At 60.0% G+C, this 12994-nt stretch carries 11 protein-coding genes; 6 read left to right on the plus strand and 5 right to left on the minus strand.

Going from position 1 to position 12994, the window contains the following annotated elements; genetic code table 11:
• Window positions 1–38 precede the first annotated feature (38 nt).
• Window positions 39–2513: a TonB-dependent siderophore receptor gene (locus tag BLW70_RS25290; RefSeq protein ID WP_074878643.1), complete on the plus strand. Its 2475-nt coding sequence runs from the start codon at window positions 39–41 to the stop codon at window positions 2511–2513.
• 108 nt (window positions 2514–2621) lie between these two features.
• On the opposite strand, the gene BLW70_RS25295 is transcribed toward BLW70_RS25290, so the two are convergent.
• Window positions 2622–3356 (minus strand): thioesterase II family protein, encoded by a 735-nt coding sequence (locus BLW70_RS25295; protein WP_074878646.1) that lies wholly within the window; start codon window positions 3354–3356, stop codon window positions 2622–2624.
• Between the two features lie 171 nt (window positions 3357–3527).
• Complete coding sequence (locus tag BLW70_RS25300; RefSeq protein ID WP_074878648.1) at window positions 3528–4700, minus strand: MFS transporter; 1173 nt, start codon at window positions 4698–4700, stop codon at window positions 3528–3530.
• Window positions 4701–4934: 234 nt separating this feature from the next.
• Here BLW70_RS25300 and BLW70_RS25305 point away from each other — a divergent pair, with 234 nt between their 5' ends.
• Both BLW70_RS25305 and BLW70_RS25310 read left to right on the plus strand, forming a co-directional pair.
• On the plus strand, window positions 4935–6761 hold the full coding sequence (locus BLW70_RS25305; protein ID WP_074878651.1) for a glycoside hydrolase family 15 protein: 1827 nt from the start codon (window positions 4935–4937) through the stop codon (window positions 6759–6761).
• 168 nt (window positions 6762–6929) lie between these two features.
• Window positions 6930–7319 carry a hypothetical protein gene (locus BLW70_RS25310; protein WP_074878653.1) on the plus strand — a complete coding sequence of 130 codons (390 nt, stop codon included), beginning with the start codon at window positions 6930–6932 and terminating at the stop codon, window positions 7317–7319.
• 79 nt (window positions 7320–7398) lie between these two features.
• Here BLW70_RS25310 and BLW70_RS25315 read toward each other — a convergent pair whose 3' ends face one another.
• Window positions 7399–8382 (minus strand): GlxA family transcriptional regulator, encoded by a 984-nt coding sequence (locus tag BLW70_RS25315; RefSeq protein ID WP_074878654.1) that lies wholly within the window; start codon window positions 8380–8382, stop codon window positions 7399–7401.
• Window positions 8383–8472: 90 nt separating this feature from the next.
• Here BLW70_RS25315 and inhA point away from each other — a divergent pair, with 90 nt between their 5' ends.
• A complete protein-coding gene (gene inhA, locus BLW70_RS25320; RefSeq protein ID WP_074878656.1) occupies window positions 8473–9168 on the plus strand; it encodes an isonitrile hydratase in 696 nt (231 codons plus the stop codon).
• 395 nt (window positions 9169–9563) lie between these two features.
• Here the strand turns inward: inhA and BLW70_RS25325 are convergent, their stop codons facing one another.
• Complete coding sequence (locus tag BLW70_RS25325) at window positions 9564–10052, minus strand: SRPBCC family protein (protein WP_074878658.1); 489 nt, start codon at window positions 10050–10052, stop codon at window positions 9564–9566.
• Window positions 10053–10248: 196 nt separating this feature from the next.
• Between BLW70_RS25325 and BLW70_RS25330 the strand changes: the two genes are divergently transcribed.
• Together BLW70_RS25330 and BLW70_RS25335 are read left to right on the plus strand one after the other, a co-directional pair.
• Window positions 10249–11178: an ADP-ribosylglycohydrolase family protein gene (locus BLW70_RS25330; protein WP_074878661.1), complete on the plus strand. Its 930-nt coding sequence runs from the start codon at window positions 10249–10251 to the stop codon at window positions 11176–11178.
• 149 nt (window positions 11179–11327) lie between these two features.
• Window positions 11328–11729, plus strand: coding sequence for a lysozyme inhibitor LprI family protein (locus BLW70_RS25335; protein ID WP_074878662.1), 402 nt, complete (start codon window positions 11328–11330; stop codon window positions 11727–11729).
• A gap of 129 nt (window positions 11730–11858) precedes the next feature.
• On the opposite strand, the gene peaD is transcribed toward BLW70_RS25335, so the two are convergent.
• Complete coding sequence (peaD, locus tag BLW70_RS25340; RefSeq protein ID WP_074878663.1) at window positions 11859–12977, minus strand: quinohemoprotein amine dehydrogenase subunit beta; 1119 nt, start codon at window positions 12975–12977, stop codon at window positions 11859–11861.
• Between the last annotated feature and the right edge of the window lie 17 nt (window positions 12978–12994).

The following is a 12994-nucleotide window of genomic DNA, read 5'->3' on the forward strand; positions in this document are numbered from 1 at the left end:
AAACTCTGCACAACACTTTTCAGGAGCTCAGGTAAGTAATGCGACCTCAAATACGCCGCACACCACTCGCGTTGGCCGTACAGCGCCCGACATTGCATCGCACCCTGCTCACAAGCGTAATGCTGGCCGCCACCTTGCTGGGGAGCTCGATGGCCAATGCCGCACCTGTAAAAGTGAACATTGCAGGTCAATCGCTTTCCAGCGCGCTGACCGAGCTGGGCATGCAGACCCCTCTGCAAATCCTCTACAGCCCGGACCAGGTTGCAGGGATCAAGTCTCGCGCAGTGTCCGGTTCACTGGAACCCTCCGACGCCCTCGTCACCCTGCTCAAAGGCACTGGCATTTCGTTCCAGATCAGCGGCAATACCGTCACGCTGGTAACCGGCGGCGCGAGCCTGCAACTGGGTGCGACCACCATTTCCGGCCAGGCCCTGGGCCTGACCACTGAAGACACCGGTTCCTACACCACCGGCGCCACCACCACCGCGACCAAGTTGCCGCTGACCATTCGCGAAACCCCGCAATCAGTCACCGTAATCACCCGTCAGCAGATGGATGATCGCGGCGTACAAAGCGTTGGCGATGCGTTGCGCAATACCCCCGGCGTCACGTCGCAGAAGTACGACAGTGACCGTACCGAGTTTTCCGCCCGTGGCTTTGCCATCACCAACTTCCAGTACGATGGCGTCAACATCCCCTACGACGGCGTGTACGGTGAAAACCCCAACAACAGCGACGACGCAGCCAGCCTCGACCACATCGAAGTCATCAAAGGCGCCACCGGCCTGATGACTGGCGCTGGCGACCCGTCCGCCACGGTCAACCTGATCCGCAAGAAGCCGACCAAGGAGTTCAAGGCTTCGGTCAGCGCCACCGCCGGTTACTGGGACAACTACCGCACCGAAGGCGACATCTCCGGTTCACTGAACAATTCCGGCAGCGTGCGCGGTCGCTTCGTCGGTGCCCTTCAGGACAAAGATTCGTACATCGACCACTACAGCCAGAAGAAAGACCTGTTTTATGGTGTGCTCGAAGCCGACCTGACCGACGATACCCTGCTGACCCTGGGCGTCGACAAGTCCAGTGCCACCCCGCGCGGCAGCTCCTGGACCGGTAACTCGCCGTACTTCACCGACGGCGGCCGTACCGACTTCTCTCGCAGTTTCAACCCAGGTGCCGATTGGAGCCGTCGTGATTTCGACAGCGTCACCTACTTCTCGTCGCTGGAGCAAGCGCTGGCCAATGACTGGAAATTCAAGGCCAGCTTCGACCAGAAAACCACCGATCACGATACCCAACTGGCCTCGGCCAGCGGTGGTTACGCGGACCGCGCCACGGGCGAAGGCAATTTCCTTTACTGGGGTCGCTGGGAAGGTCATCGCGTGCAGAACAGCGCAGACGTAAGCGTCTCCGGTCCGTTCTCCCTGGGCGGTCGCGAGCATGAACTGGTAGCCGGCTTCATGGCATCGCACTCGCGCCAGACCGGCTCGACGTACGACACCAGCGCCTTCGAACTGGTGCCGGGCAGCATCTATGACTGGAACGGCAGCCTGCCGAAACAGGACTTCCCGAAAAACGGCAAGTACGAACGCACCCAGAGCCAGAACGGTCTTTACCTGGCCACGCGCCTGCGTCCGACCGACGACCTGTCGTTCATCCTCGGCAGCCGTCTGAGCACCTTCAAGTACAACGAGGATTACTCCTACTATCCGGGCGGCACCCTCACCGACACTCACGCCAGCTACAAGGAACACGGGGTTGTCACGCCTTACGCCGGTGTGGTCTATGACCTGAACGATACCTACTCGGTCTACGGCAGCTACACCAAGATCTACCAACCTCAGATCAACAAGGACATCAACGGTTCGACCCTGGCACCGGTCGAAGGCGACAGCTACGAAACCGGCCTGAAAGCGGCTTACTTCGACGGCAAACTGAACGCCAGCCTGGCATTTTTCCGCATCGAGCAGGACAACGTCGCTCAATCGGTCGGCACTGATTTGAATACCGGCGATGGCATTTTCAAAGCCACCGACGGCGCCACCACCAATGGTGTAGAACTGGAACTGGCCGGCGAACTGGCGCAGGACTGGAACGTGTCTGCCGGCTACACCTACGCCCGCACCCGTGACAAGGACGAACAGCGCATCTTCGGTTTCCCGCTGGCCACCAGTAAACCGGAACACGTGATTCGTACATTCACCACTTACCGTCTGCCCGGCGCGCTGGACCAGTTCACCGTCGGTGGCGGGGTCAGCTGGCAGAGCGCGTTTTACGGCCAGAGCTACAGCCCGAACGTGGGCGGTGGCGAGGGCGGCAGCACCATGCTCAAGCAAGGTGGCTACACCCTCGTGGACCTGATGACCCGTTACCAGTACGACGATCACCTGAGCTTCACCGTCAATGCCTATAACATCTTCGACAAGAGGTACCTGACGGGCCTGGGCAACTTCGGCACCACGTTCTACGGCGAGCCGCGTAACATGCAGATCACCGCAAAGTATGATTTCTGAGTGGCGGAGCTGAAATGAAAAATGCCCGTATCGCGAGATACGGGCATTTTTTTTGGATACGCCAGTTGTTTAAACGTGGTTCCTGTGGGAGCGAACAGACTCGCTCTGTCAGGCGCTGGCGGCCATCGCGTGCCGCCGATGGTGAACTTCCAGCTGATCCTTGATCAGCCGCAACACCTTGGCCTGGTGCTCATGGATAAAGAAGTGTCCGCCCGCCAGCATGTCCACCGAGAAACTGCCGCGGGTTTCCTCGCTCCAGCCGATCAACTGTTCAGTGGTGGCGCGATCAGCCTTGCCGCCGAGTACATGGATCGGGCACTTGAGCGCCGGGCGCGGTTGCGGTTCGAAACGGCCGCACAAAAGAAAGTCCGCGCGCAGCACTGGCAGCGTCAGGCTCATCAGCTCTTCGTTGGCCAGTACCTCTTCGCTGGTGCCGTTGAGGGTGCGCAGTTGCTCGATCAATTCGGCATCGGTTTTGGGCTCGGCGAAACCCCGGTCATAATCGGCCCGCATCGTCGGTGCAGCCGTACCGGACGCAAACAGCGCCACCGGTTCCGGGCAGCCCAGCGAGCGAAACGCATGGGCCATCTCACAGGCGAGCAACGCGCCAAGACTATGCCCGAACAGCGCGTAGGGCGTCTTGAGCGTGGCTTTTTGTTCCTGCGCGAGTTGCAGCGCCAGGCGTCGCATGTCGGTGTGCAAGGGTTCGCCAAACCGGGCGCCACGTCCTGGGAGTTCCACGGGTTGCAGCGTGAGCCACTCCGGCAGTTTGCGCCGCCAGCGGCTGTAGACCATGGCACTCGCGCCCGAATAGGGCAGGCAGAGCAATGTCAGCTGGGTCACCGGGCGCACCTCGAAAAGTTGTCTGTATAGATGAACGGATGAACACAGAAGGGAATTAGTCGTACACATCCCCCTGTAGGAGTGAGCCTGCTCGCGATAGCGGTGTGTCAGTCACCATCAAGTTGACTGACACACCGCTATCGCGAGCAGGCTCACTCCTACAGGGGTTCTTTATTTCAAGTGGCGGAAGCTCTGGATTGCGGAACCGAGCACCACCACGCCAGCCGCAATCGCCACCCAGAATCCGCTGCGCGCGCCGAATGCATCCACCAGCCAGCCGGAACTGGCCGCGCCGATCGCCACGCCAATGCTCAACCCGGTCACCAGCCAGGTCAGGCCTTCAGTGAGTTTGGCCGGTGGCACGATGCGCTCCACCAATGCCATCGCCACAATCAGCGTCGGCGCAAAGAACATCCCGGAGACAAACACCGCCAGCGACAGCCCGAGAATGTTCGTCGCCAGCAGCAACGGCAGCGTGGTCACCGCCGTCGCCACCCCGCCGTACAGGAACAGTTGCGGCAGCGGCAGTTTCGAGCGCAACGCCCCAAATGCCAGCCCCGCCAGGCAAGAGCCGATGGCATACACCGACAACACAATGCTCGCCGCCGCCGGCTGGCCCTGCTGTTGGGCGAACGCCACGCTGACCACGTCCACCACACCGACGATGATGCCCATGGCGACCATCAACAGCATCAGCAACTGAATCTCGCTGGAACGAATGATCGAGCCCTGATGATGGTCTTCATGGGGATGAATCGCCGGCTCGGTGTCACGTTGCAGCACAAACGCCGTCACGCCGATCGCCAGCATCAGCAACGCCGCCAACGGCCCGGCCTCGGGGAACGCCACCACGCACAGCCCCACCGACAGTGGCGGCCCGACGATAAAACAGACCTCATCCAGCACCGACTCCAGCGCATAAGCGGTCTGCAGTTCAGGCTGGCCGCGATACACCTCGGTCCAGCGCGCCCGCACCATCGCCGACATGCTCGGCATGCAACCGGCCAGCGCTGCGAACACAAACAACGTCCAGTTCGGCGCCTGCAAGCGCGTGCAAAGCAACACCAGCAACAACGCCCCGCCACCGATCAGCGCCGAGACGGGCAAGATCCGACGCTGGCCGAAACGGTCAACCAGCCGCGAAACCAGCGGCGCACAAAACGCCGTGGCCAAGGCAAACGTCGCCGCCACGGCGCCGGCCAATCCATACCCGCCCTGCAACTGCGAGAGCATGGTGATCAGGCCGATGCCGGTCATGGAAATCGGCATCCGCGCGATCATCCCGGCCAGCACAAAGGCGCAGCTGCCTGGGGCTTTGAACAGCTCGCGGTAAGGGTTTGCCATAGGTGCAGGTCTCAACAAGGGCCTGCAAGTTGCCATAAGCTTGATCGAGGGGAAAGCAGGCAATTGTTGGTTGAATGTGAATCCGCTACCCCGTGACCTGATCGTTCCCACGCTCTGCGTGGGAACGATCGGGTGTCAGGTGACGAAACGTTCAGGGTTCGGCGTGAACTCTCATCACCGCCCGCCGGTCAGCTAGTTATGCCCTCGACACAAGGCTCCCGGAGTTTCGCGGCAATGGCTGATCATCATCCCGAACGACAAAGCGCAATCGATGCCCATGGCATCATCGGCGACATGCGCAGCGCGGCACTGGTCAACGACAAGGGCAGCGTGGACTTTTTCTGCTGGCCGGAATTCGACAGCCCGTCGATCTTCTGTTCACTGCTGGATACCCCCGAGGCCGGGATATTCCAGCTGTTCCCGGACTTACCCGACGCTCGCCGCGAACAGATTTACCTGCCCGACACCAATGTGCTGCAAACCCGCTGGCTCAGCGAACGCGCCGTCGTCGAGATCACCGACTTGCTGCCCATCGGCGACAGCGAAGATGACACACCGATGCTGATGCGCCGGGTGCTTGTGGTCAGCGGCCAGGCAACGTTCCACATGCGCTGCGCCGTGCGTCATGACTACGCTCGCGCCAAGACCCGCGCCCGCATGGATGAAGTAGACGTGACCTTCGAGGCCGCCAATCAACCGTCCCTGCGCCTGTCTTCGGATCAGGTTTTACGCATCGATGGCCATGCCGCTGTCGCCGAATTCACCCTCGAACAGGACCAGAGCGCCGAATTCCTGCTCGGCGGTATCGACGACCCTCGGTTCAAGGAAGGCGTCGCCGCGATCTGCCTGGAACGCACCCTGAAGTTCTGGCGCGACTGGATCGGCCAGTCCAACTACCGCGGCCGCTGGCGGGAAATGGTCAATCGCTCGGCCCTGGCGCTGAAGCTGCTGACCTCGCGCAAACACGGCGCAATCCTCGCCGCCGCAACCTTCGGCCTGCCGGAAACGCCTGGCGGCGAACGCAACTGGGATTACCGCTACACATGGATCCGCGATGCCTCGTTCACCGTCTACGCGTTCATGCGCCTGGGCTTCGTTCAGGAAGCCAATGATTACATGCGCTGGCTACGCGGGCGGGTCAGCGATTGCCACGGCAAGTCCATGAAACTCAACATCCTCTACGCCATCGACGGCCGTCAGGAATTGCCGGAAACCGAACTCTCGCACCTCTCCGGCCATGGCGGCGCAACACCGGTGCGCGTTGGTAATCAGGCTTACGACCAGGTCCAACTCGATATCTTCGGCGAGCTGATGGACGCGGTGTACCTGGTCAACAAATACGGCGACGCCATCTCCCATGAAGGCTGGAAACACGCTGTGGAAGTGGTTGATCAGGTCTGCGAAACCTGGGAGCAAAAGGACGTCGGCATCTGGGAAATGCGCGGCGAGCAGCATCACTTTCTGCACTCGCGGCTGATGTGCTGGGTCGCATTGGACCGAGCCATTCGCCTCGCCTCAAAACGCTCGCTGCCCGCCCCGTTCGCGCGCTGGGACCAGACCCGACAGGCGATCTACGCGGACATCTGGGGAAACTTCTGGAACGAAGAGCGCGGGCATTTCGTCCAGTACATCGGCGGCACCGCCCTCGACGGCTCAATGCTGCTGATGCCACTGGTGCGCTTCGTCAGCGCCAAAGACCCGCGCTGGCTCGCGACCCTCGACGCCATCGAAAAGCATCTGGTACGCGACGGCATGGTTTACCGCTATCGCAATGATCACGCCCGGATCGACGGCCTCGACGGCACAGAAGGCGCCTTCGCCGCGTGCTCATTCTGGTACGTCGAATGCCTGGCCCGCGCCGGACGGGTGGAAAAGGCGCATCTGGAATTTGAACAATTGCTGAGGTATGCGAACCCGCTGGGGTTGTACGCCGAAGAGTTCGACAGCCATGCGCGGCATCTGGGCAATACGCCGCAAGCGCTGACGCATTTGGCACTGATCAGTGCGGCGTGTTTCCTGGATCGGAAATTGAGTGGGGAGAAGAGTTTCTGGCAGCCTTGAGGCCGTGTCGCCACAGGTTTTGTGTAGGCCAAGGCCTGACATTTCATAAACAACACCCCCGTTCACTTCCAGAAAATCCTTTGTTGCCAGCCGTTACATCCCCCCTACCATCGACCACCAACGGGTACAGCGGAGCTGTCCAACAAAACCCGAATTCAAGGAAACCGAATGACCCAGCGCATCCACCGCAGCATTGACACCCCTCTCAGGTCCGGACTGAACCGCGACGAATTGTGGGAAGCCCATGACAAAGGCCTGATCAAATGCTGGGAAATCGGCCGCCAACGCGCCGCCCGTTTCCCCGAACTCGCCCAACGCTGCCTTGCCGGTGAACTGCCGGTGCTGGGCTGGAAAGGCGGCGTCAGCCGCAGCCTGAAAAAGCTCGAAAAGTACGGATCCCTCAAGTACCTCGCCCAGTGGCAAGGGTTGCGTGGGGAGGATCTGGATATCGATTTGAGTGAAGAACGGGCGTTGACCTGTTCGCGGACCAACATGGTGGTGACGTTTACGCCGGATCGGTCGAAGTACTTCAATCAGGTCGCGGAAATCGAAGCCTAGGAAAAACAGGCGAAGACATCGCCCACCTCACCGGCGGGCGTCGGGCATCACATTCCCGAAGAAGCGCCCGAGGCAACGGTCAAGGCATTACTGGATCTACTGGAAGGCTGACGCTGAAACGCTCGCGATAGGCCTGCGGGGTCACGCCCATGGCCCGCAGAAAACTGCGTCGAAGCGTCTCTTCGCTGCCGAATCCGCATTGCACCGCCACCCGTTTGATCGGCACGCCGGTATCGCTGAGCAAACGCCGGGCGGTCTCGACCCGAATCAGTTCGATGGCCCGGGCCGGCGTCTGGCCGGTGTCGGCGCGGTAATGGCGGACAAAACTGCGTTCGCTCATGCCGGCCTGCAAGGCCAGGGACGGGATGCCCAAATCCTTGGTGAGGTTTTCGCTGATCCAGGCATGAAGTTCGTCGAAACGGTTGCCTTCCTTTTGCAAAGAGAGCGTCACGCTGAACTGCGACTGGCCGCCGGGGCGTTTCAGGAACACCACCAGTTGCCGGGCGACTTCCAGGGCCATTGTGCGGCCAAGATCCTCTTCGACCATGGCCAGCGCCAGATCGATACCGGCAGTGACCCCAGCCGAGGTCCAGACCGGGCCGTCATTGATGAAAATCGGATTGGGCTCAACCAGCAGCCGCGGATGCTGCTGCGCCAACTGCTCGCAACGGCTCCAATGAGTGACCACCCGCCGGCCATCGAGCCAGCCGCTGGCCGCCAGCAAAAATGCCCCGGTGCACACCGACGACACTCGCCGACACCCCGTCGCGTGTTCCCGTACCCAGGCCACCAGCGGTTCATCTCGCGCCGCGTCGTAAACGCCCCAGCCACCGGCAATGATCAACGTGTCACTGGCCTCTTCGGGCAACGGCTCGGCCAACAGCGCCAGCCCCGCCGACGACATCACCGCCCCGCCGCCGCTGGCAATCACCGTCGGCGCATAAGGTGGCGGAAAACCTTGCTGGCGGGAAATATCGTTGGCCGAAGCGAACACCTGCAACGGCCCGGTGACGTCGAGCAATTGCACATTGGCAAAGGCGAGCACGTGAATGGTTTTCGACATGATTGGCGTAATTCGTGGGGTTATTGGCGTATGCGCCAAATCCTACGAGCCTAAAGTGAAGTCGTCCACCCACCTCATGAGAAAAATGCCATGACGTTGCAGATCGGTTTTCTGTTGTTTCCACAGGTTCAGCAACTGGACCTCACCGGCCCTTACGACGTACTGGCCTCGCTGCCGGACGTGAAGGTGCATTTGATCTGGAAGGACCTGATGCCCGTCACCGCAAGCACGGGCCTGGTGCTGAAACCGACCATCACGTTCGACGACTGCCCGCCGCTGGATGTGATCTGCATTCCTGGCGGCGCTGGCGTCGGGCCGTTGATGGAGGATGAACAGACGCTGGCCTTCATCCAGACGCAAGCCGCTAACGCGCGTTACGTCACGTCGGTGTGTACCGGCGCGCTGGTGCTGGGTGCAGCGGGTCTGTTGAAAGGCAAACGCGCCACCACTCACTGGGCCTATCACGAATTGTTGGCGCCTTTGGGGGCGATACCGGTGAAGGATCGGGTGGTGCGCGACGGAAATCTTCTGACCGGTGGCGGGATCACGGCGGGCATTGATTTTGCCCTGACCCTGGCCGCGGAGTTGTTCGATAAGGACACGGCAGAGCTGGTGCAGTTGCAGCTCGAATACGCCCCGGCACCGCCGTTTACCTCGGGCAGCCCTGAGACGGCCCCGGCCAGCGTGCTAGAGGAAGCCCGTGAACGCGCCGCCGGGTCGTTGAAACTGCGCTCGCAAATCACCGAGCGCGCGGCGGCGAAACTCGATCAGTTGCCAGCACGCTGATCCATCCCGGCCGGCAGCCAAGGCTTGGCTGCCGGTCCTAAGGGGTGCAGGTTTCGGCAGGCGAAAAAAAACCCGCCGAAGCGGGTTTCCCAAGACCATTACGACTCCCTGTCGGCAGCGATTCCTTGCTTATGGTCGATCATCCGTGATCCCGAGCACTTCCTGTGCTTCGGTTGATGAAGCCAGATTACGCTTAGGATCCAATGTGCAATAGACGACATAGTAACCATCGCGTGTAGGACATTCGCTATAGCCACCCTTCCGAAAACCCTTAGACGGGTAAGGTTTCAGGCGTTGAAGCCGCGAATTTAGCGGCTTGCAGCGGACATTCAGCCGACAACGTGTGCATCTCGAGAAACGACCGGTGTTTCAGCCACCATTCGAACATGCAGCCATCACTCTGACTGACGCTCGCGTTCCTTGGCATTGACCTTGAGAAATTCTTCGATATTGCTCATCTGCTCATCCCAGCCGCGACTGTCCATGCGGAACGCCTTGAGCCGGCGCGTCTGAGGGATGTGATCGAAACCGGACTCGGTGACTTTGAGTAACGTGCCTTCATCCAGGTCTTCGAGCTCGAACTTCACCAATGTGGTGGGTTCCTGGGAGTAATCGATATCGGGCTCGATCGCGTACGGATGCCAGCGAAACGAAAACACCCGTTCCGGCTCGACCCGCTCCACCAGTACGTTCCACAGCAAATGCTCATAACCCGGGTACGTAATCTGCCCCTGGGTCCACTCACCGGCGACAAAACGCTTGCCCTCCAGCGCCACGCCAAACCACTGTCCGAAGGCTTCGGCATTGGCCAGCACACGCCAGACCTGCGAGCGCGGCGTTTTGAGCAGGATCTTCCTTTCGATGCGATCTGATGCTGGATTCATAAGTCACCTCCTGTACTGAACAGTAGGCCTGTAAGACCACAAGACCAACCCTAAAGTTGTATCAATCGGGTATCGCAATCAACCCTACCTGAAATATTCGGCTGCATTTCAAGGTGTAAGTTCTGGCGTGAAGACGAAACTCAGCGCCCGAAACTGCTAACGTTCAGGGCGACGTTGACTCAGACCAGGACGATTCATGCAGCTTTCACTTACGCAACGTTATCGCGGAGCCCTGCTGGGCCTGGCCTGCGGTGATGCCGTTGGCACCAGCGTCGAGTTCCAGCCACGCGGCTCGTTCAAGCCCTTGACCGACATGGTGGGTGGTGGCCCTTTCAATCTGAAAGCAGGGCAATGGACCGATGACACCTCGATGGCGCTGTGCCTGGCCGAAAGCCTGCTAAGCAAAAACGGCTTCGAGGCGGCCGACCAGATGGCGCGTTACGTGAATTGGTGGCAATGGGGTTATTTGAGCTCGACGGGCGAATGCTTCGACATTGGCATGACCGTACGCGACGCCTTGACGCGTTATCAGCAAACCGGCGAACCGTTCGCCGGCTCCACCAATCCCGGCACGGCCGGCAATGGCTCGCTGATGCGTCTGGTGCCGGTGGTGCTGTATTACTTTCCCGATCGCGACCGGACCCTGGCATTTTCCGCCAACAGTTCGCGAACTACCCACGCCGCACCGGAAGCGGTTGAATGCTGTCAGTTGTTCGCCGAGCTGATCCACCGGGCGTTGCAAGGCGCGTCCAAGGCAGAAATGCTCAGCGTGTCAGAAACGACATGCCTGGAACCCAAAGTGGCCGCTATCGCCCGAGGTGAATATTTCGGCAAACCTGAACACGAAATCCATGGCAGCGGTTACTGCGTTGCTTCACTGGAAGCGGCCCTGTGGTGTTTTCATCAGACTGACAACTTTGAAGCCGCCATCCTGAAAGCCGCCAACCTGGGCGACGACGCCGATACCACCGCCGCCATTGCTGGTCAGTTGGCCGGGGCTTATTACGGAGTGCAGGGCATTCCCGAACGCTGGTTGGAGAAGTTGCATTGGCGTGAGGATATCGAAGCCACGGCTGACGCTTTGCTGGTGGCTGCACACAGACACGAATCCCCGAACAGGCCATAACTTATGTGGAGAGGGAACTGCTTGGGGGCGCTTCGCACCCCAACGGGGGCAAGCCCCCTGGCCACAGAGTTTGCGGCAGACGTCATTATTGGTTGACCGCCCGCTTCGCTACACTGCCTCCCAACTTTCCAGTCACAGCGAGAATCCCCATGCACCCACGCTTTCTTCTGGCACTGACGCCTCTGCTGTTCACCGCCACTGCTTATGCAATGGACTGCGACAACGCCACCGATCAAGCGACGATGAATCAATGTGCGGCACAGCAACACAAGACGGCGGACAAGGAGTTGAATGCGCTTTACCAGCAGATCAATGAGCGACTGAAGAGTAACCCCGACAGTAAAAAGCTGCTGATCGGGGCGCAGCGTTCGTGGATTGCGTTTCGGGATGCCGAGTGCAAGTTCTCGAGCGCCGGGGTCGAAGGCGGGAGTGTGTATCCGCTGATCTACAGCAATTGCATCACTGAGTTGACCAAGGCGCGGGTTGAGACTTTCAAGAATTATCTGAAGTGTCAGGAGGGGGATTTGAGTTGCCCGGTGCCTGGGGCTTGATGTCCGGGCGTCTGTGAGGGCCTCTTCGCGAGCAAGCCCGCTCCCACATTCGACCGAGTTCTTTCAGAAAGAAAACAGTTGAATGTGGGAGCGGGCTTGCTCGCGAAAGCGTCCTCACAAGCGAAGCAATTACCGGACAAATACCTGCGCGGTGGTGATCGCCATATCCCCTCCCGGCAACTTGATATTGCCGATCTGCTTCAGGCTATCGGCATCAAAGATCGCCACATCGTTAAACGTCCCCGACAGATAAATCTTGCTGCCGTCCTTGTTGAACGAAATGCAGTAGTAGGAATGATCCAGCGTCGCCGCCTGAAGCATTTTCTTCTCCTTGATGTCGTACTTCGCCAAACGGTTGAGCACGCCGAACATCAGGTTCGGATCCTTCGGCGAGCGCATGCCGCTGAAGTAGATTTCCGTCAACGGGCCGAAGTCGGTGGTTTCGGTCTTGCCGGTTTTCAGGTCGATGCTGAACAGCCCGTAGAGGTACTCGGCGGTCGCGGGGTCCTGCTTCTTGTCCTTGAATTTCGCCGCGGTGTAGAGCAGCGAGAAGTCATGGCGATAAGTCTGCTGGTTCCACACGTAGAGCACGTCCGGCGCGCTGTAGTTCGGGCGTTTCCAGTGGCGACTGGGGATCAGCACGTCGAACTTGCCGGTCTTCACATCGACCTTGTAGACATCCGCCCCGGCCACGTACAGCGTGCCGTCGTCCCCACTCTGCATGATGGTCAACTGCCGTGGCGCCGGGAAACTGCGCACGGGTTTGGCATCCATGCCGGCGTCAGTGGCGTACACATCGAGCCGCGGTTGCTGCACTTCGTAGCGATCATTGAGCATCAACGTCGGGTTGGCGATGGTGAACAGTTCCTTGCCGTCATGACTGACGGTGAAGGCGAACATCGACCTGGCTTTCTCCCCCGGCTGCTGGGTGATGCTGGCGTGGAACACCTGCTTGCAACTGTCGAGTTCAACGCCGTAGACATCCGCGTAGTGATTGTTCAACACGTAGGCGGTCTTGCGATCCGGCGACAGCTGCACGGTGCCAGGACCGAAAGCGTCCGGCATTTTGCAGGTCTTGAACAGACTGTCGGTAGCCAGATCAATGATGTGCAGATTGTTCGGGTAATTGGTGGTCACCATGTATTCGTGACCGCTTTGCAGGGCGGTGTTTTCATCGGCCAGAACGTTGAGCGAACAGGCGCTCAGGACGGCGAAAGCGGCCAGGCCGCAGGCTTTAGTGCGAAGCATGCTGGAATCCTTCTTCT

This window comes from Pseudomonas frederiksbergensis, assembly GCF_900105495.1.
Classification (GTDB): domain Bacteria; phylum Pseudomonadota; class Gammaproteobacteria; order Pseudomonadales; family Pseudomonadaceae; genus Aquipseudomonas; species Aquipseudomonas frederiksbergensis.

Excerpts from the sequence above, each read along its gene's own strand:
- BLW70_RS25305 (WP_074878651.1), top strand. The coding sequence starts at position 4,935 with ATGGCTGATCATCATCCCGAACGACAAAGCGCAATCGATGCCCATGGC.
- BLW70_RS25290 (WP_074878643.1), top strand. The coding sequence starts at position 39 with ATGCGACCTCAAATACGCCGCACACCACTCGCGTTGGCCGTACAGCGC.
- BLW70_RS25325 (WP_074878658.1), bottom strand. The coding sequence starts at position 10,052 with ATGAATCCAGCATCAGATCGCATCGAAAGGAAGATCCTGCTCAAAACG.
- BLW70_RS25315 (WP_074878654.1), bottom strand. The coding sequence starts at position 8,382 with ATGTCGAAAACCATTCACGTGCTCGCCTTTGCCAATGTGCAATTGCTC.
- BLW70_RS25300 (WP_074878648.1), bottom strand. The coding sequence starts at position 4,700 with ATGGCAAACCCTTACCGCGAGCTGTTCAAAGCCCCAGGCAGCTGCGCC.
- BLW70_RS25330 (WP_074878661.1), top strand. The coding sequence starts at position 10,249 with ATGCAGCTTTCACTTACGCAACGTTATCGCGGAGCCCTGCTGGGCCTG.
- BLW70_RS25335 (WP_074878662.1), top strand. The coding sequence starts at position 11,328 with ATGCACCCACGCTTTCTTCTGGCACTGACGCCTCTGCTGTTCACCGCC.
- peaD (WP_074878663.1), bottom strand. The coding sequence starts at position 12,977 with ATGCTTCGCACTAAAGCCTGCGGCCTGGCCGCTTTCGCCGTCCTGAGC.
- inhA (WP_074878656.1), top strand. The coding sequence starts at position 8,473 with ATGACGTTGCAGATCGGTTTTCTGTTGTTTCCACAGGTTCAGCAACTG.
- BLW70_RS25310 (WP_074878653.1), top strand. The coding sequence starts at position 6,930 with ATGACCCAGCGCATCCACCGCAGCATTGACACCCCTCTCAGGTCCGGA.